We start from the raw sequence: 19,422 nt of genomic DNA, 5'->3' as shown, positions 1-19,422 counted from the left end.
TCTTATTGTTTTTTATGAATAAATTTATGCGCTAATTTGAATATTGCATGCATTGAATGCGGCTCGCAAGCGACGGGCAAAAGCGAGTGCGTGCTCACCATCCCCGTGAATGCATACCGTCTGGGCTGTCACGCTCGCCCACGTTCCACTCTGGCTTTTTACTCTGCCGGATTGCACCATTTCTAGCGTTTGCGCCAGCGCCTGCTCTTCATCCTCAATCAATGCGCCCGGCTGGCTGCGCGGCACCAGACTGCCATCCGCCTGATAACCCCGATCGGCAAAAACCTCCTGACGTGTTACCAGACCATAGCGTTCTCCGGCACGAATCAGTTCGCTTCCCGCCAGTCCTACCAGAACCAGCGACGAATCGCAGGCATACACCGCTTTAGCAATAGCATCCGCCAACTGAGGATCTTTCGCCGCCTGGTTATAAAGCATACCGTGCGGTTTAACATGACGCATTACGCCGCCCTGCGCACGCGTGATGGCAGCCAGCGCACCAATTTGATACAGCGTCTGCGCATACACCGTTTCCACAGGCAGGGTCATGGCGCTACGGCCAAAATTTTCCCGATCCGGAAAACTCGGATGCGCGCCTATCGCTACGCCATTTTTTAGCGCTTCGCGCACGCTTAAAAGCATCGTCTGCGCATCACCGGCGTGAAACCCACAGGCGATGTTGGCTGATGACACCAGTTGCAGCAGCGCTGCATCGTTAGGGCATCCCTCACCGAGGTCTGCGTTGAGATCAATTTTCATTGTTAAGTCGCCATGTTAACTGTTCCAGATAACGCTGCCGATCGTGGCGCGCCTTAAGCGCTTCCTCCAGCGAACACTGCACAAAATGGATCGGCTGGCCGAGCGGGATCTGCGCCAGATGATACATATCTGCTTCGATGATACAGGCGATACGCGGATAGCCGCCCGTCGTCTGAGCATCGTTCATCAGCACGATGGGCTGACCATTATGCGGAACCTGCACTACGCCAGGGAGCAAACCATGCGACAATAGCTCGCGATCGGTCGTGCGCGTCAGCGACTGCCCCTGCAGGCGATACCCCATACGGTTGCTTTGCGGACTCAGCTGCCACGGGGAGCGCCAGAAAGAAGCCTGCGATACTTCGTCAAACTCCTGGTATTCAGGCCCGGGGAGCGCACGAATGTGGTTGCCCCACATCAGCTGTTTTACGCCCTGCGGCCCGCTGAATTGCCGGGTCGATGCGCCAATTGCAAGCCGATCGCCATCGCGCAGCAGACGCCCTTCCAGCCCGCCAATTCCGACTTTGAGATCGGTACTGCGCGAGCCCATTACTTCGGGCACATCAAAACCGCCAGCTACCGCCAGATAGCTGCGCATGCCGTGATGTGGACGTTTTAGCGTCAGACGTTGCCCGGCTTTCACCGGTAGCCGCCATCCGCTCCATACGGGAGTACGATCCAGGTGCGCTTCACATCCCGCACCGGTCAGGGCAAACCAGCCATCGGTTTCAAATTCCACCACCAACTGCCCCAGTGTGATTTCCAGCGCAGCTGCATTCGCATCATTACCCACCAGCAGGTTAGCAACGTTCAGCGCCGGTTTATCCAGCGCGCCACAGTGACTGATTCCGGATTGACGAAAACTATGGCGTCCCCCGTCCTGTACAGAGGTGTACATGCCAGCGCGAATGATGTTTAACATATCCCCTCCTTCTGCGGGACAAAACGCACGGTATCGCCAGCCCGTAACAGAATCGGCTCCTGCCGTTTTGGATCAAATAACGCAACGGAGGTACGGCCAATCAATTGCCATCCACCTGGCGTGGAAAGCGGATAGACCCCCGTTTGGGATCCGCCAATACCCACAGAACCTGCCGGAACAAGCAGACGCGGTTCCGCACGCCTCGGAGTATGGAGCGGTTCAGGTAAGCTCCCGAGATAGGGAAATCCCGGCTGAAAACCGATAAACCACACCACATAATCAACCGACGCATGAAGTTCGACGACCTGCTTGTCGCTTAATCCACTGTGCCGGGCGACCTCTGCCAGATCGGGGCCGAACTCACCGCCATAGGTCACGGGAATTTCAATAAAGCGCGAGTCCGGCTCCAGCGCCTCACTCTCTTCCCACCAGCGCTGCAGGCGTTCAATCGCATCCAGCGCCAGCGTTTTCGGGTCGCGCAGGGTAACCGTGATATTGTTCATTCCCGGAATAGCTTCCAGCACATTCGGGGCATCAACCAGACGCTGGGCCAGACGCCAGATGCGTTTCTGAGTCGCCAGCGTAATGGGAGGTTCCAGCTCAAGAACCACCGCACTTTCACCTAACAGATAACAACGCGCTCGCTGCACTTTCGTCCCTCTTTATTACGCTGGATTAGGAATATCGATAAAGGTTACGTCCAGATCGGTATTTTCATTCAGCCATTCGCTTAATGCGCGAATGCCGCCGCGTTCGGTCGCATGGTGACCAGCAGCATAAAAATGCAACCCTTGCTCGCGGGCTGAGTGAATGGTTTGCTCTGAAACTTCACCGGTGATAAAGGCATCGACACCAAACCGGGCTGCGCTATCAATAAAACTCTGACCGCCCCCTGTACACCAGGCGACGCGCTGAACTTTTTCCGGCCCGGTATCACCGCACCATAACGGTTTACGGCCTAAACGCGCTTCAATCCACGATGCCAGCTCCAGCCCCGGAACCGGCATGGAGAGTTCTCCCCATGGCACCAGCGGCTCGATTTCACCCATGACGGTGATCCCCAACAGCGCTGCCAACTGCGCGTTATTACCCAGTTCCGGGTGAGCATCCAGCGGCAGGTGCCAGCCATACAGGTTGATATCATTTTCCAACAGAGTTTTCAGACGATGGCGCTTCATACCGCGAATAACCGGAGATTCGCCTTTCCAGAAATAACCGTGATGAACGATGACCGCATCCGCCTGCAGACGTACCGCCTCGTCCAGTAACGCCTGACTTGCGGTCACGCCGGTCACGATCTTATGCACCGTCTCTTTGCCCTCAACCTGCAAACCATTCGGCGCATAGTCGCTAATGGCGGCGCTGTTCAGTTTGTCGTTGATCAGTTGTTCCAGTTCGGTGTTTTTCATCATCGTCCTCGTAGTCATAAATTCTGCCTGCCCAATCAGCAACACAGCTTAGGTTAAAATAGCGTTCCCGCTTGCGTTCGTCGATAGACATTTCACTGACACATCAAGAAACAATCACACCCGATTTGAACGCAATTTGCTTACCCCCACGCGATCTAATTCATGTATATTTATGCAATCAGACAGCATATTGCAAAAATAATCAGATCTGTATCAAAGTTAAAACTTTAAGGAAACACACTCGCGCAGCACGTTCAGTCTGTTGCGAGGCATTTACTTCGAGAAAAGAATGAATAAACAAGCATCTCAACCACGGGCGATTTATTACGTCGTTTCGCTACAAATTTGGGAATACTTCAGTTTTTACGGCATGCGTGCATTGCTGATCCTGTATCTCACTAACCAGCTTAAGTACGACGATAATCACGCATATGAACTGTTCAGCGCCTACTGCTCGCTGGTCTACGTCACGCCCATTCTTGGGGGATACCTGGCCGATAAAGTGCTCGGCAATCGAATGGCGGTGATGATCGGCGCATTTTTAATGGCAGTGGGACATCTGGTATTGGGCGCCAGCGAAATGGCCCCGGCGTTCCTTTATTTGTCGCTGGCGATTATTGTCTGTGGCTACGGTCTGTTTAAATCCAACATCAGTTGCCTGTTGGGCGAGTTGTATCAGCCTGAAGACCCTCGCCGTGACGGTGGATTCTCTCTGCTCTACGCTGCCGGTAATATTGGTTCAATCATCGCGCCCATTGCCTGCGGCTACGTGCAGGAAGAGTACAGCTGGGCGATGGGCTTTGCGCTGGCGGCGATTGGCATGCTGGCGGGGCTGGTGATTTTCGTATGCGGTAATCGCCATTTCGCCCATACCACCGGCGTCAACAAGGCCGTTTTGTGTGCGAAAAAATATATGCTGCCAAACTGGGCCTGGTTATTAGTTCTGCTGGTTGCAGCACCGCTGCTGATTACCGTTCTGTTCTGGAAAGAGTGGTCCGTTTACGCACTGATCGTTGCTACTGTTATTGGTCTGGCGGTTCTGGCGAAGATTTACCGCCAGGCGCAGACCCAGAAACAGCGCAAAGAGCTGGGGCTTATCGTTACGCTGACCTTCTTCAGTCTGTTGTTCTGGGCCTTTGCTCAACAGGGCGGCAGTTCGATTAGCCTGTATATCGACCGCTTCGTTAACCGCGATATTCTGGGATATTCCGTCCCTACCGCGATGTTCCAGTCGGTTAACGCCTTTGCCGTTATGCTGTGCGGTATCGTGCTGGCCTGGGTGGTCAAAGAAAGCGTTAGCGGTAATCGTACCGTACGTATCTGGGGTAAATTTGCCCTTGGCCTCGGTTTAATGAGCGCCGGATTCTGTATTCTGACCTTGAGCGCCCGCTGGTCCGCGGCTTACGGTCACTCTTCCATGCCGCTGATGGTATTGGGGCTGGCGGTCATGGGCTTTGCCGAGCTGTTTATCGATCCGGTGGCTATGTCTCAGATTACACGTATCGAGATCCCAGGAGTGACCGGCGTATTAACGGGTATTTACATGCTGCTTTCCGGGGCCATCGCCAACTACCTGGCAGGCGTTATCGCCGATCAGACCTCACAAGGCTCGTTTGATTCAGCGGGCGCTATCAACTATTCCATCAATGCATATATTGATGTCTTTAGCGAAATAACCTGGGGCGCGCTGGCCTGTGTGGTGCTGGTGCTGCTGATTTGGCTGTACCAGTCGTTGAAGTTCAGAAATCGTCCGCTAGCGGTAGAGTCCTGAGTTTACAGGCCCGATGATGTAATAAGATTCGGGCCTGTTTTTCTGGAGATTATGCATGGTTTACAGCCAAATCTGCTTCTGAAACACCGGTCACCAGTTTTACCATTTCGCGTTCTATTCCCTGCTCCAACATGGTTTGCGCTATACGCAATGCCGCTTCTTGTTTTCCTTGTTGTAGTCCTTGTTGTAGTCCTTGTTGTAGTCCTTGTTGTAGTCCTTGTTGTAGTCCTTGTTGTAGACCTTCCTGTAATCCATCTAACCGTAACCGCTCTGCAATAGTCATCAGCCTCTCCTTGTGTTGGGGGATCCGTTGTGCCATCTCTTGCATAAACTCATTAAAGCGAGATTCATCGCCAGATTGTAGAATGTAATTAAACATCGCTTGTAATTGCGTGTCATTAGCGCATCCAGTAAGTAGCAGCGTGGTCAGTTGCTCTACCAGCGCTATCACCACATTCTCATTCTGCTGGAAAGCATTACGCTGAAATCCACCATGCCTACTCTTTGCGCGCCGCCTCATAGGCCGCCAGCGTCGCCAGTCTTGCCTGTTTATGATCGACAATCGGACGAGGATAGTTAAGCGTAACCTGCGCTTTTTCAGCCCACGTCCACGGATCATGAATGGCTTTACCCGGCACATCGCGCAGTTCCGGCAGCCACTGGCGGATAAACTCGCCGTCGCGATCAAATTTTTCGCCCTGAGTCGTGGGGTTAAAGATACGGAAATACGGTGCGGCGTCGGTCCCGGTTGAGGCCGCCCACTGCCAGCCGCCGTTATTGGCCGCCAGATCGCCATCGATCAGTTGCGACATAAAATATTGCTCGCCTTTACGCCAGTCGATCAGCAGATCTTTCACTAAAAAACTGGCCGTAATCATGCGTAATCGATTATGCATCCAGCCCGTGGCGTTGAGCTGACGCATCGCCGCATCCACAATCGGGTATCCCGTGTTCCCTGTTTGCCAGGCATGCAAATGTGCCGGATTATTCTGCCATTGCACGCGATCGGTCCAACGGATAAACGGTTGATGCCGACACAGCGCCGGATGGTAAGTCATCAGATGACGATAAAATTCACGCCAGATAAGTTCGTTCAGCCAGACGCTGCCTTCCCCTCCTTCAAGCGCCTGCGGCTGCTCCGCGAGCAGTCGATTCAGGCACTGGCGCGGCGACAATCCCCCTGTCGCCAGGCTCGCGGATAATCGACTGGTACCGTCAACCGCAGGGAAATCACGCTGTTGCTCATATTCTCTCGCGGCCTGCTGGCAAAACTGGCGTAATTGCGCGATAGCCAGTTTTTCTTCTGCCACAAACCGCTGCGCATCAAAATCTTGCTGCGGATAGCTCAGCGTTATTGATGTTAACGGAGCGTCAAGAGCGCCGCTTTCTCTCACCTTCGGCGCACTAACGCATTCTGGAACACCCTCTTTAATCCGCTTCAGCCAGGCATTTTTAAACGGTGTAAAGACTTTATACATTTCGTGATTGCCGGTCATGACCGCCCCCGGAGGCAAGATCACGCTATCGTCAAACCCTTCACACACCACATGGGGTAGTACCTTCTCAACGGCGACATCACGCTGACGTTCGTTTATTTCGTATTGATAGTTATAAAACAATCGGCTGACGCTATGCTGTGCGCAGACGTTTTTGACGGTTTCCACGCTGGTCGCAAAATCTGCGACTTCATCAAACACAAGCGGGATGCCTTTTTCCGCCAGCGCCGTCTGCAACGCATTCAACTGCGCACTCACAAATGCCGCCTGACGTGGGGCCATTTCGTGCGCCTTCCACTGCTCAGGAGTAGAGATATATAGCGCGATGACCTGCGCAGTACGATCCCGACAAGCCGCCGCCAGCGCGAGGTTGTCATGCAGACGTAAATCACGTCGAAACCAGACCAGATGGGTGGTCATAATACTCCCGGATATAAATTAATCATTGCCACTCGTTATCTATTACACCGACAAGTGTAGACGTCGGCGCATAAAAAAAACCGCCACATTACTGTGAGCGGTTTTCTTGAGCAAGAACGATAACTTAGTAGAAATCGCAGGTGGCTTTTTCAGCCTGCTCCATCCACACCGGTTTATCACTGGTTTTAGACCAGACGCGGTGCAGGTAGCTGTAAAAACGAGCGCGGTCTTTCCAGAACAGCATGACCGGTAGCGCCAGCACGCCCGCCACTACGGCAAAGGTACGGCGCAAGAAAACAATGTGTGCTGGATATTCTTTATAAAAGTCCATAATCCTCTCCCATATATCTGCTCGGTGAATAGCACCGGAAAAATAAACTTGGTTAACTGATGAAAATAATACCGCCTTGTGTGTAATTTTGCTACTCATCCGACCACTTATTTTTATCTATTGATGCTCCGTTTAGCATAAAACCGTAATTAAGTTACATAAAGGTTAAATTAATACTAACCATTAGTTAAATAATGGTTTTTGCCATTTTTATACTTTTTTTACACCCCACCCGCTGATTTTTGCGAAATCTTTGCAAACAAAAACCTACGCTCTGGTTATCACATTTATGCCACTGGAGGTGCACTGTGAGTGCAGGCGTGATAACCGGCATTGTGCTGGTCTTTTTATTATTAGGTTACCTGGTCTATGCCCTGATCAATGCGGAGGCGTTCTGATGGCGGCCCAAGGATTTTTACTCATTGCCAGTTTCTTGCTGGTGCTATTTGTCATCGCCAGACCGTTGGGATTTGGGCTGGCTCGACTGATCAACAATACGCCCCTGCCGGGCCTGGTTGGCGCGGAGCATTTACTCTGGCGCGGTCTGGGCATCTCGCAGCAAGAGATGAACTGGCGGCAGTATCTGCTGGCTATCCTCGCTCTCAATGCGCTGGGCCTGCTGGTCCTGTTTTCGATGCTAATGGCGCAAAACCTGCTGCCGCTAAATCCCCAGCAACTGCCAGGGCTTTCGTGGGATCTGGCGCTCAACACGGCGGTGAGTTTTGTCACTAATACCAACTGGCAATCCTATGCTGGCGAAACCACCTTAAGCTATTTCAGCCAGATGGCCGGGTTGACCGTGCAGAATTTCCTGTCTGCGGCGACCGGAATTGCGGTGATTTTTGCCCTGACCCGCGCTTTCACACGCCAGAGTATGAACACGCTGGGCAACGCCTGGGTCGATCTGGTTCGCATTACGCTGTGGATCCTCGTCCCTATTGCGTTGCTCATTGCCCTGTTCTTCATTCAGCAAGGTACGTTGCAAAACATATTGCCTTATCAGCCCATCACCACCCTTGAAGGGGTGAAACAGCTGCTGCCAATGGGGCCAGTCGCCTCACAGGAAGCGATTAAGATGCTCGGCACTAACGGAGGGGGATTCTTTAACGCTAACTCATCGCATCCGTTTGAAAACCCAACCGCACTAACCAATCTGGTACAGATGCTGGCTATTTTCTTAATTCCCACCGCGCTGTGTTTTGCCTTTGGTGATGTAGTGGGCGATCGTCGTCAGGGGCGGACCTTACTGTGGGCCATGTCACTGATTTTTGCAGTCTGCGTTGCCGTCGTGATGTGGGCCGAAGTTCAGGGCAACCCGCACCTGATGGCATTCGGTGCCGACAGCAATATCAACATGGAGGGCAAGGAGAGCCGCTTTGGCGTGCTGGCCACGAGTCTCTTTTCCGTCGTCACCACAGCAGCATCCTGCGGGGCTGTCGATGCGATGCATGACTCCTTTACCGCACTGGGCGGCATGGTACCTATGTGGCTGATGCAGATTGGTGAAGTGGTCTTCGGCGGTGTGGGTTCAGGTCTGTACGGCATGCTGCTGTTCGTGCTGCTGGCGGTATTTATCGCCGGGTTAATGATTGGCCGTACGCCGGAGTATCTGGGTAAGAAAATCGACGTGCGCGAAATGAAAATGACCGCGCTGGCGATTCTGGTCACCCCTACGCTGGTCCTGCTCGGGACAGCGATCGCCATGATGAGCGATGCCGGGCGCAGCGCCATGCTTAATCCAGGTCCTCACGGCTTTAGTGAAGTCCTGTATGCCGTGTCGTCTGCCTCGAACAACAACGGTAGCGCCTTTGCCGGATTAAGCGCCAATAGCCCGTTCTGGAACTGCCTGCTGGCCCTGTGCATGTTCTTCGGTCGCTTCGGCGTGATCATCCCCGTGATGGCTATTGCCGGGTCGCTGGTCAGTAAAAAGATCCAGCCAGCAAGCCCAGGCACGCTACCTACCCACGGCGCGCTGTTTGTCGGGTTGTTAATCGGTACGGTGTTACTGGTTGGCGCTCTCACCTTTGTTCCTGCCCTGGCGCTTGGCCCGGTCGCAGAATACCTGTCATTACACTGAGTGATGCGGAGCACATTACTATGAGTCGCAAGCAACTGGCGCTGTTCGAACCCTCTCTGGTCGCACAGGCGCTGATGGACGCCGTGAAAAAATTAAGCCCACATACCCAGTGGCGTAACCCGGTGATGTTTATCGTCTGGCTGGGCAGTTTGTTAACAACCCTGTTAACGGTGGCGGTGGCAACAGGTCATATGCAGGGCAGCCCGTGGTTTACCGGCGCGATAAGTCTGTGGCTGTGGATTACCGTTCTGTTCGCCAACTTCGCTGAGGCGCTGGCAGAAGGTCGCAGTAAAGCTCAGGCTAACAGCCTAAAGGGAGTCAAAAAAACCGCCTTTGCCCGTAAACTTCGCGAACCCAAATACGGCGCGGCAATGGATCACGTTCCTGCCGATGATTTACGGAAAGGGGATATCGTGCTGGTGGAAGCTGGCGATATTATCCCGTGTGACGGCGAGGTCATTGAAGGTGGCGCATCAGTAGATGAAAGTGCCATTACCGGTGAATCTGCGCCTGTGATTCGTGAATCCGGTGGCGATTTCGCTTCCGTCACCGGCGGGACCCGCATCCTCTCCGACTGGCTGGTTATCGAATGCAGCGTAAACCCCGGTGAAACGTTCCTCGACCGGATGATCGCCATGGTTGAAGGCGCGCAGCGGCGTAAAACGCCCAATGAAATCGCCCTGACGATCCTGCTGATTGCCCTGACCATTATCTTTTTGCTGGCGACCGCCACGCTATGGCCGTTTTCCGCCTGGGGTGGTAGTGCGGTCAGCATCACGGTGCTGGTTGCCTTGCTTGTGTGCTTGATCCCTACAACGATAGGCGGACTGCTCTCAGCGATTGGTGTCGCCGGGATGAGCCGCATGCTGGGCGCGAATGTCATCGCTACCAGCGGACGTGCAGTAGAGGCGGCAGGTGACGTAGACGTACTGCTGCTGGATAAAACAGGCACCATTACGCTGGGTAACCGTCAGGCTTCGGATTTTCTGCCCGCCCACGGCGTGGACGAAAAAACGTTGGCCGACGCCGCACAGCTTTCATCGCTGGCCGATGAAACGCCGGAAGGCCGCAGCATCGTGATCCTGGCAAAACAGCGCTTTAATCTGCGTATTCGCGACGTGCAATCGTTGCACGCTACCTTTGTGCCGTTTACCGCCCAAAGCCGGATGAGCGGCATCAACATCGACAACCGAATGATCCGCAAAGGGTCGGTCGATGCCATTCGTCGGCACGTTGAAGCCAACGGCGGCCACTTTCCCGCCGATGTGGAGCAGAAGGTCGAAAGCGTCGCTCGCCTTGGCGCAACGCCGCTGGTGGTTGCCGAAGGCTCCCACGTACTGGGTGTGATTGCGCTGAAAGATATTGTGAAAGGCGGGATCAAAGAACGTTTTGCTCAACTGCGCAAAATGGGGATTAAAACGGTGATGATCACCGGCGATAACCGCCTGACCGCTGCCGCGATCGCCGCTGAGGCCGGAGTGGATGACTTCTTAGCTGAAGCCACGCCGGAAGCCAAGCTGGCGCTGATTCGTCAGTATCAAGCGGAAGGTCGTCTGGTGGCAATGACCGGCGACGGAACCAATGACGCTCCTGCCCTGGCGCAGGCCGACGTTGCGGTCGCCATGAACTCTGGAACCCAGGCAGCGAAAGAAGCAGGTAACATGGTGGATCTCGACTCCAACCCCACCAAACTGATTGAAGTAGTGCACATTGGTAAACAAATGCTGATGACGCGCGGTTCGCTGACCACTTTCAGTATTGCCAACGACGTCGCGAAGTATTTCGCTATTATCCCGGCCGCATTCGCCGCCACCTATCCGCAGCTCAATGCGCTGAACGTGATGGGACTGCATTCGCCAGACTCGGCGATCCTCAGCGCGGTTATCTTTAACGCGCTGGTTATCGTCTTTCTGATCCCGCTGGCGCTAAAAGGCGTGAGCTACAAACCTTTGTCCGCATCCGCGATGTTGCGCCGCAATTTGTGGATCTATGGTCTGGGCGGTTTGGTTGTGCCGTTTATCGGTATCAAAGCGATTGATTTACTGCTGACCCTGCTGGGTCTGGTGTGAGGTTTCAGATGAGTGGATTACGTCCTGCATTATCAACATTGATTTTCCTGATGCTTATCACCGGCGGGGCTTACCCGTTGCTGACGACCGCGCTGGGGCAGTGGTGGTTTCCCCACCAGGCTAACGGTTCGCTTCTTAGCGAAGGTCAGGTGGTTCGCGGCTCTGAGCTCATCGGGCAACATTTTACCGCTGCCGGTTATTTTCAGGGGCGTCCGTCTGCCACAGCTGAAATGCCCTATAATCCAATGGCTTCAGGCGGCAGTAATCTGGCAGCCAGCAACCCGAAACTGGATAAACAGCTGCAAAGCCGGATTGCCGCGCTGCGTGCCGCCAACCCGCAGGCCAGTCCTGCCGTCCCGGTAGAGCTGGTAACGGCTTCTTCCAGCGGGCTGGATAACAACCTGACGCCAGCCGCGGTGGCCTGGCAAATTCCCCGCGTGGCGCAGGCTCGCAACCTCAGCGTTGAAGAGGTTACGCGGTTGGTTGCACAATATACGCAAAAGCCGTTGGTCAGTTTTATCGGTCAGCCGGTGGTGAACCTGGTGGAACTTAATTTAGCGCTGGATAAGCACTGAGAAAAAGGACATGCATAACGAACCCTTACGCCCCGACCCCGATCGCCTGCTGGAGCAGACCACGGCCCCGCACCGGGGAAAACTGAAAATTTTCTTCGGTGCCTGTGCTGGCGTCGGCAAAACCTGGGCCATGCTGGCAGAGGCCCAGCGACTGCGGGCGCAAGGGTTAGATGTGCTGATTGGCGTGGTGGAAACCCATGGACGCAAAGAGACCGCCGCGCTGTTGGACGGCCTCAGCATCTTGCCGCTAAAGCGACAAGCGCGTCACGGTCGCCATATCAATGAGTTCGATCTCGACGCGGCGCTGGCCCGCCGTCCGGCGCTCATTTTGATGGATGAACTGGCGCACAGTAATGCGCCAGGCTCACGGCATCCTAAGCGCTGGCAGGACATTGAAGAGCTGCTGGAAGCCGGGATTGATGTTTTTACTACCGTTAACGTGCAGCACCTGGAAAGTCTCAATGACGTGGTCAGCGGCGTTACCGGCATTCAGGTTCGTGAAACCGTACCCGACCCTTTTTTCGATGCCGCCGACGATGTGGTGCTGGTCGATCTCCCCCCCGACGATTTGCGCCAGCGCCTGAACGAAGGCAAGGTTTATATCGCCGGTCAGGCAGAAAGAGCAATTGAGCATTTCTTTCGCAAAGGTAATCTGATCGCGCTACGTGAACTTGCCCTGCGCCGCACGGCTGATCGGGTAGACGATCAGATGCGCGCCTGGCGAGGACGTCCGGGAGAGGAGAAAGTCTGGCATACCCGCGACGCTATTTTACTGTGCATTGGGCACAATACCGGCAGCGACAAACTGGTACGCGCCGCCGCACGTCTGGCGGCGCGTCTCGGCAGCGTCTGGCATGCGGTGTATGTCGAAACGCCAGCGCTGCACCGACTGCCCGAAAAACAACGCCGCGCAATTTTAAGCGCTCTGCGGCTGGCTCAGGAGTTAGGCGCAGAAACAGCTACCCTTTCCGACCCCGCCGAAGACAAAGCGGTCATCCACTATGCCCGTGAGCATAATCTGGGAAAAATTGTGCTCGGGCGTCCGACTACGCGTCGCTGGTGGCGTAGCGATTCCTTTGCCGACAAACTCGCTCATCGCGCACCGGATCTCGACCTGATGATTGTTGCGCTCGATGAGCCCCCTTCACGCCCTGTGCTGCAAACGGCTGATAGTCGCACCTTTAAGGATAAATGGCGGGTACAAATTCAGGGTTGTGTGGTTGCCGTTGCGCTGTGCGCCATTATTACGCTAATCGCCATGCAGTGGCTAATGGCCTTTGACGCCGCCAACCTGGTGATGATCTATTTATTGGGTGTGGTGGTTATCGCACTCTTTTACGGACGCTGGCCATCAGTACTGGCAACCTTTATTAACGTCGCCAGCTTCGATCTCTTCTTTATTGCCCCACGCGGGACGCTGGCCGTTTCAGACGTTCAGTACCTGCTCACCTTTGCCGTAATGCTAACGGTAGGGCTGGTTATTGGTAATCTGACCGCCGGGGTGCGTTATCAGGCGCGGGTTGCGCGTTATCGTGAACAGCGTACGCGTCATTTGTATGAGATGTCGAAAGCGCTGGCCGTCGGTCGGAGTCAGACGGATATCGCCGCCACCAGTGAACAGTTTATCGCTTCAACGTTTCAGGCCCGCAGCCAGGTTTTACTGCCCGGTGAGAACGGTAAGCTGGCCCCGCTCACCCATCAACAGGGCATGACACCGTGGGATGACGACATTGCCCAATGGAGCTTTGACAAAGGGCAACCGGCCGGTGCAGGCACCGACACGTTACCGGGCGTGCCGTATCAGATTTTACCGTTAAAAAGCGCCGATAAAACGCATGGGCTGCTGGTGGTCGAACCGGGAAATTTACGCCAGCTTATGATCCCCGAACAGCAACGCCTGCTGGAAACCTTCACTCTACTGGTAGCCAGTGCGCTGGAGCGCCTGACGCTTACCGCCAGCGAAGAGCAGGCGCGGTTTGCCAGCGAGCGCGAAAGCATTCGCAACGCCCTGCTCGCTGCTCTGTCCCACGATTTGCGCACGCCGTTGACGGTGTTGTTCGGTCAGGCGGAAATCTTAACACTGGATCTGGCCAGCGAGGGATCGCCGCACGCGCGCCAGGCCAGTGAGATTCGCCAGCACGTTCTGAATACTACCCAACTGGTTAATAACCTGCTGGATATGGCGCGAATTCAGTCTGGCGGCTTTAATCTTAAGAAGGAGTGGTTAACGCTGGAAGAGGTGGTCGGCAGCGCCCTGCAAATGCTGGAGCCCGGTCTCTCTGCCCCGATAAATCTGTCGTTACCTGAACCGTTAACACTGATTCACGTCGATGGTCCGCTCTTTGAACGGGTGCTGATTAATCTGCTGGAAAACGCCGTCAAATACGCGGGGCCACAGGCGCAAATCGGTATTGATGCCAGCGTCGATGGCGCACATCTGCAACTGGACGTCTGGGATAATGGGCCGGGTATTCCGTCGGGTATGGAACAGCGCGTTTTTGACAAATTTTCCCGGGGAAATAAAGAGTCATCGGTGCCCGGCGTTGGGCTGGGGCTGGCAATTTGTCAGGCTATTGTGGACGTGCACGGCGGTACTATTTCGGTCCACAATCGCGCGCAAGGAGGAGCCTGTTTTCGTGTTACACTGCCCCAGGAAATTCCCCCTGAACTTGAAGATTTTCATGAGGATATGTGACGAACGTACTGATTGTTGAAGATGAACATGCCATTCGCCGCTTTCTGCGCACCGCGCTGGAAGCCGATGGCCTGCGTGTATATGAAGCGGAAACGCTGCAACGTGGTCTGTTGGAAGCCGCCACGCGAAAACCCGATCTCATCATTCTCGATCTCGGCCTGCCGGACGGCGACGGCATTGATTTTATTCGCGACCTGCGACAATGGAGCGCGATTCCGGTGATTGTGCTTTCAGCCCGCAGTGAGGAAAGCGATAAAATTGCTGCGCTGGATGCCGGTGCCGATGACTATCTCAGTAAACCCTTTGGTATTGGCGAGCTACAGGCGAGATTGCGCGTGGCATTGCGTCGCCACGCCAGCGGTGCGTCTCCCGAACCGGTGGTACATTTTTCCAACGTCAAAGTGGATATTGCCGCACGCCTCGTTCACCGAGGTGACGAGGAAATTCATTTGACGCCGATTGAGTTTCGCCTGTTAGCGGTTCTGCTAAATAATGCCGGGAAGGTACTGACGCAACGCCAGTTGTTAAATCAGGTTTGGGGACCAAACGCCGTCGAACATAGTCACTATCTACGTATTTATATGGGACACCTGCGCCAGAAGCTGGAACAGGACCCGGCCCGTCCGCGTCATTTTCTGACCGAAACCGGAATTGGCTATCGGTTTATGCCGTGAATTCTTATTCATTTTTTCTGATTAATTAATAAATATATTTTTCATTACTCACTCCACTGCATAATACTTATTATGCAGCCAGTAGAATATTGTAAAAAAATAATAAAATACAAATAAATAACATATAAACAACAAAGCAGCATCTTGTCCCGCACTATGCATAAATGGCGACTAAATATTTTATAAACGATCGTTTTTTATTGATCTTCTTCACAGTTCATAGCCATTTCCTGGATAAAATACCCGCACCTTCCACTTATCCAGTAAAGGTAACTAAAATGGAAAATAATAGCCGTACAATGCCACATATAAGGCGAACAACGCATATTATGATGTTTGCCCACCGCAACAGTTTCGACTTTCATTTCTTTAATGCCCGTTAGTCTTCCGACTAAGGGCACTCAAGTATACAGGTCTTCCTGACTCTCTGTATCGCAGGCTAACGCCTGTATCCGCAGTGCTCTCCCTGCATAACCCTGTATTACCTGTGACCGGACCGGTTAGGGTTTATTGCATCTTCAAAAAAGCAATTTACTGATTTATTTATCAGCGGTATGACTTTGCTTTTTTTTCCGGAGTTATCAATTTCTCATTTGAGAAATTGAGGACCTGCTATTACCTAAAAATAAAGAGATGAAAATGTCAGAATTAAAAATTGCCGTAAGCCGTTCCTGTCCTGATTGTTTTTCTACGCAGCGTTCTTGCGTAAATATCGATGAAAGTAATTTTATTGATGTTGCTGCTATCGTGTTATCCATCAATGATATTGAACGTGGAAAACTCGATGAAATTGACGCCACCGGCTATGGGATTCCTGTTTTTATCGCCACCGAAAATGAAGAACGTGTTCCATCTGAACATCTGCCGCGGATCTCAGGTGTATTCGAATGTAATGAAGCCCGTACCGCCTTTTATGGCCGGCAGTTAGAAACCGCCGCCAGCCATTATGAAACGCAGTTACGTCCGCCGTTCTTCCGTGCGCTTGTCGACTATGTCAATCAGGGTAACAGCGCCTTTGATTGTCCTGGTCATCAGGGGGGCGAGTTTTTCCGTCGCCATCCTGCGGGTAATCAGTTTGTCGAATATTTCGGCGAAACACTTTTCCGCTCCGATTTGTGTAATGCCGATGTCGCAATGGGTGATCTGCTGATTCACGAAGGCGCTCCCTGCATCGCACAACAGCACGCAGCTAAAGTTTTCAACGCGGATAAGACCTACTTTGTACTGAACGGGACCTCCTCATCGAACAAAGTGGTGCTTAACGCATTGCTCACCCCAGGCGATCTGGTGTTATTCGACCGCAACAACCACAAGTCAAACCACCACGGCGCGTTATTGCAGGCCGGGGCAACGCCGGTATATCTGGAAACCGCGCGTAACCCGTACGGCTTTATCGGCGGGATCGACGCGCACTGCTTTGAAGAAGGCTATCTACGTGAACAGGTGAGTGAAGTTGCGCCACAACGTTCGAAAGATGAGCGTCCGTTCCGTCTGGCCGTGATTCAGTTAGGTACCTACGACGGCACAATCTATAACGCCCGTCAGGTGGTGGATAAGATCGGTCATCTGTGCGACTACATCCTGTTTGACTCCGCGTGGGTTGGCTATGAGCAGTTTATTCCGATGATGGCCGATTGCTCTCCGCTGTTGCTGGATCTTAACGAAAATGACCCCGGCATTCTGGTCACCCAGTCAGTGCACAAACAACAGGCAGGCTTCTCTCAGACTTCGCAGATCCACAAAAAAGACAGCCATATTAAAGGCCAGTCTCGCTACGTGCCTCATAAACGAATGAATAACGCGTTCATGATGCACGCCTCCACCAGCCCGTTCTATCCGCTCTTTGCCGCACTGGACATCAACGCCAAAATGCATGAAGGCGTCAGCGGGCGCAACATGTGGATGGACTGCGTCGTCAACGGAATTGATACTCGTAAGTTGATCCTGGAAAACTGCCACCATATCCGCCCGTTCGTGCCGGAGATAGTAGAAGGTAAACCGTGGCAGGCTTATCCCACCGCTGAAATCGCCAGCGACCTGCGTTTCTTCCATTTTGTCCCCGGTGAACACTGGCATGCTTTTGAAGGGTATGCCGAACACCAGTACTTTGTGGATCCATGCAAATTGCTGCTCACCACTCCGGGTATTAATGCACGTAACGGCGAATACGATACCTTCGGCGTTCCGGCTACCATTCTGGCTAACTTCCTGCGCGAAAATGGTGTGGTGCCCGAAAAATGCGACCTCAACTCCATCCTGTTCCTGCTGACCCCCGCAGAAGATATGGCGAAGTTGCAGCAGCTTGTCGCCCTGCTGGTACGTTTCGAAAAACTGCTGGAAGCCGATGCCCCGCTAGCCGAGGTTCTGCCTTCGATCTACAAGCAGCATGAAGCCCGTTACGCCGGTTACACCCTGCGCCAGCTGTGCCAGGAGATGCACGATTTGTATGCGCGTCACAACGTGAAGCAGCTCCAGAAAGAGATGTTCCGTAAGGCACATTTCCCGCGCGTCAGCATGAATCCCCAGGATGCCAACTATGCATATCTGCGTGGTGAAGTTGAACTGGTGCGTCTGCCGGACGCTGAAGGTCGCATCGCGGCAGAAGGCGCGCTGCCTTATCCTCCGGGCGTACTGTGTGTGGTTCCGGGTGAAATCTGGGGCGGTTCAGTATTACGTTATTTCAGCGCACTGGAAGAAGGAATCAATTTGCTACCGGGTTTTGCGCCTGAACTCCAGGGTGTCTACATCGAAGAACAAGACGGTCGTAAACAGGTGTGGTGCTACGTGATTAAGCAACAAAGCGCGCAACACGCTCTGTTGAAAGGGGAAATGTTATGAGCAAAGCCAAATCCAACAAAATGGGCGTCGTCCAGCTCACTATCCTGACCATGGTTAATATGATGGGATCCGGAATCATCATGTTGCCCACCAAGCTTGCGGAAGTCGGTACTATCTCGATCATCTCGTGGCTGGTGACTGCTGTCGGTTCAATGGCGCTGGCCTGGGCCTTCGCAAAATGCGGTATGTTCAGCCGTAAATCCGGTGGTATGGGGGGTTACGCTGAATACGCCTTTGGCAAATCCGGTAACTTTATGGCGAACTACACTTATGGCGTTTCGCTGTTAATCGCCAACGTGGCTATCGCCATCTCCGCCGTTGGCTACGGTACCGAGCTGTTTGGCGCCACACTGACACCGGTGCAGATTGGCCTGGCAACCATTGGTGTACTGTGGATCTGTACCGTGGCTAACTTTGGCGGGGCGCGCATTACCGGGCAGATCAGCAGCATCACCGTTTGGGGCGTCATTATTCCGGTTGTCGGTCTGTGTATCATCGGCTGGTTCTGGTTCAGTCCGACGCTGTACGCTAACTCCTGGAATCCACACCACGTCCCGTTCTTCACGGCTGTCGGCTCTTCCATTGCGATGACCTTGTGGGCTTTTCTGGGTCTGGAATCGGCCTGCGCCAACGCTGAAGTGGTAGACAACCCGGAACGCAACGTGCCCATCGCCGTATTGGGCGGTACGCTGGGCGCGGCGGTGATTTACATCATCTCCACCAACGTGATAGCCGGGATTGTGCCGAATATGGATCTGGCGAACTCTACGGCACCGTTCGGTTTAGCCTTTGCACAAATGTTCACCCCGGAAGTCGGTAAGGTGATCATGGCGCTGATGGTGATGTCCTGCTGCGGTTCACTGCTGGGCTGGCAGTTCACTATCGCTCAGGTATTCAAATCGTCGGCTGATGGGGGTTACTTCCCTAAAATCTTCTCTCGCGTGACCAAAGTAGACGCGCCGGTACAGGGGATGCTGGCTATCGTGATCATCCAGAGTGGTTTATCGCTGATGACTATCAGCCCGTCACTGAACAGTCAGTTCAACGTGCTGGTCAACCTGGCGGTGGTAACGAACATCATTCCGTATATTCTGTCGATGGCCGCGCTGGTAATTATTCAAAAAATGGCGAATGTTCCGTCGTCGAAAGCGAAACCGGCAAACTTCGTGGCGTTTGTTGGCGCATTGTACAGCTTCTATGCGCTCTACTCCTCTGGCGAAGAAGCAATGCTTTATGGTTCTATCGTGACCTTCCTCGGCTGGACGCTGTATGGCCTGGTATCACCGCGTTTTGAACTGAAAAATAAGCATAGTTAAATCCTGGCATAAAAAAGCCCGGTAGCGCTAACGCTTACCGGGCCTACAAAACGCGTCAGTACAAACAAGA

The 19,422-nt window shown here is 53.5% G+C and carries 17 protein-coding genes; 10 read left to right on the top strand and 7 right to left on the bottom strand.

Translation table 11 applies throughout. The features are described 5' to 3' along the window. Positions 1–24 precede the first annotated feature (24 nt). The 4 genes from pxpA to ybgI are packed head-to-tail and all read right to left on the bottom strand — an operon-like array spanning position 25 to position 3,090. Positions 25–759 carry a 5-oxoprolinase subunit PxpA gene (gene pxpA / locus GPJ68_RS07310; RefSeq protein WP_104651690.1) on the bottom strand — a complete coding sequence of 245 codons (735 nt, stop codon included), beginning with the start codon at positions 757–759 and terminating at the stop codon, positions 25–27. Then, a complete protein-coding gene (gene pxpC, locus GPJ68_RS07305; RefSeq protein ID WP_047359481.1) occupies positions 749–1,681 on the bottom strand; it encodes a 5-oxoprolinase subunit PxpC in 933 nt (310 codons plus the stop codon). The genes pxpA and pxpC overlap by 11 nt, the downstream gene beginning before the upstream one ends. After that, entirely contained in the window at positions 1,675–2,331 is a 657-nt protein-coding gene (gene pxpB / locus GPJ68_RS07300; protein WP_046274709.1) for a 5-oxoprolinase subunit PxpB, read from the bottom strand. The genes pxpC and pxpB overlap by 7 nt, the downstream gene beginning before the upstream one ends. 15 nt (positions 2,332–2,346) lie before the next feature. Then, positions 2,347–3,090: a radiation resistance protein YbgI gene (gene ybgI, locus GPJ68_RS07295; protein WP_016152273.1), complete on the bottom strand. Its 744-nt coding sequence runs from the start codon at positions 3,088–3,090 to the stop codon at positions 2,347–2,349. A gap of 289 nt (positions 3,091–3,379) precedes the next feature. Between ybgI and dtpD the strand changes: the two genes are divergently transcribed. Further along, positions 3,380–4,861, top strand: a complete 1,482-nt coding sequence (dtpD, locus tag GPJ68_RS07290) for a dipeptide permease DtpD (protein WP_104651691.1) — start codon at positions 3,380–3,382, stop codon at positions 4,859–4,861. 49 nt (positions 4,862–4,910) lie between these two features. On the opposite strand, the gene GPJ68_RS07285 is transcribed toward dtpD, so the two are convergent. The 3 genes from GPJ68_RS07285 to GPJ68_RS07275 all read right to left on the bottom strand — a co-directional run bounded on the left by GPJ68_RS07285 (position 4,911) and on the right by GPJ68_RS07275 (position 7,108). Then, entirely contained in the window at positions 4,911–5,312 is a 402-nt protein-coding gene (locus GPJ68_RS07285; protein WP_180837212.1) for a transposase, read from the bottom strand. A gap of 46 nt (positions 5,313–5,358) precedes the next feature. Further along, a complete protein-coding gene (gene phrB, locus GPJ68_RS07280; protein ID WP_104651692.1) occupies positions 5,359–6,777 on the bottom strand; it encodes a deoxyribodipyrimidine photo-lyase in 1,419 nt (472 codons plus the stop codon). Between the two features lie 124 nt (positions 6,778–6,901). Then, entirely contained in the window at positions 6,902–7,108 is a 207-nt protein-coding gene (locus GPJ68_RS07275; protein ID WP_003022870.1) for a YbfA family protein, read from the bottom strand. A 308-nt stretch (positions 7,109–7,416) separates the two neighbouring features. On the opposite strand from GPJ68_RS07275, the gene kdpF reads away from it, so the two are divergent. From kdpF to potE, 9 genes are all read left to right on the top strand, one after another. Then, entirely contained in the window at positions 7,417–7,506 is a 90-nt protein-coding gene (gene kdpF, locus GPJ68_RS07270) for a K(+)-transporting ATPase subunit F (RefSeq protein WP_001670793.1), read from the top strand. After that, entirely contained in the window at positions 7,506–9,185 is a 1,680-nt protein-coding gene (kdpA, locus tag GPJ68_RS07265; RefSeq protein WP_046274707.1) for a potassium-transporting ATPase subunit KdpA, read from the top strand. Before kdpF ends, kdpA begins: the two co-directional genes overlap by 1 nt. A gap of 20 nt (positions 9,186–9,205) precedes the next feature. Then, entirely contained in the window at positions 9,206–11,254 is a 2,049-nt protein-coding gene (gene kdpB, locus GPJ68_RS07260; RefSeq protein ID WP_180837210.1) for a potassium-transporting ATPase subunit KdpB, read from the top strand. A gap of 8 nt (positions 11,255–11,262) precedes the next feature. Next, on the top strand, positions 11,263–11,829 hold the full coding sequence (kdpC, locus tag GPJ68_RS07255; RefSeq protein ID WP_103283627.1) for a potassium-transporting ATPase subunit KdpC: 567 nt from the start codon (positions 11,263–11,265) through the stop codon (positions 11,827–11,829). A gap of 10 nt (positions 11,830–11,839) precedes the next feature. After that, complete coding sequence (kdpD, locus tag GPJ68_RS07250; protein ID WP_180837208.1) at positions 11,840–14,524, top strand: two-component system sensor histidine kinase KdpD; 2,685 nt, start codon at positions 11,840–11,842, stop codon at positions 14,522–14,524. After that, complete coding sequence (gene kdpE, locus GPJ68_RS07245; protein ID WP_049269245.1) at positions 14,521–15,198, top strand: two-component system response regulator KdpE; 678 nt, start codon at positions 14,521–14,523, stop codon at positions 15,196–15,198. The genes kdpD and kdpE overlap by 4 nt, the downstream gene beginning before the upstream one ends. Positions 15,199–15,476: 278 nt before the next feature. After that, positions 15,477–15,581 carry a leader peptide SpeFL gene (gene speFL, locus GPJ68_RS07240; RefSeq protein ID WP_114149115.1) on the top strand — a complete coding sequence of 35 codons (105 nt, stop codon included), beginning with the start codon at positions 15,477–15,479 and terminating at the stop codon, positions 15,579–15,581. A 256-nt stretch (positions 15,582–15,837) separates the two neighbouring features. Continuing rightward, entirely contained in the window at positions 15,838–18,036 is a 2,199-nt protein-coding gene (gene speF, locus GPJ68_RS07235) for an ornithine decarboxylase SpeF (RefSeq protein ID WP_104651697.1), read from the top strand. Next, positions 18,033–19,352: a putrescine-ornithine antiporter gene (potE, locus tag GPJ68_RS07230; protein WP_016155987.1), complete on the top strand. Its 1,320-nt coding sequence runs from the start codon at positions 18,033–18,035 to the stop codon at positions 19,350–19,352. Before speF ends, potE begins: the two co-directional genes overlap by 4 nt. Positions 19,353–19,422: the final 70 nt, after the last annotated feature.

Source organism: Citrobacter sp. 172116965 (assembly GCF_013458095.1).
Lineage (GTDB): Bacteria > Pseudomonadota > Gammaproteobacteria > Enterobacterales > Enterobacteriaceae > Citrobacter > Citrobacter braakii.
The sequence above is the reverse complement of the archived record's forward strand: the minus strand, read 5'-3'. Positions and strand labels throughout refer to the sequence as shown.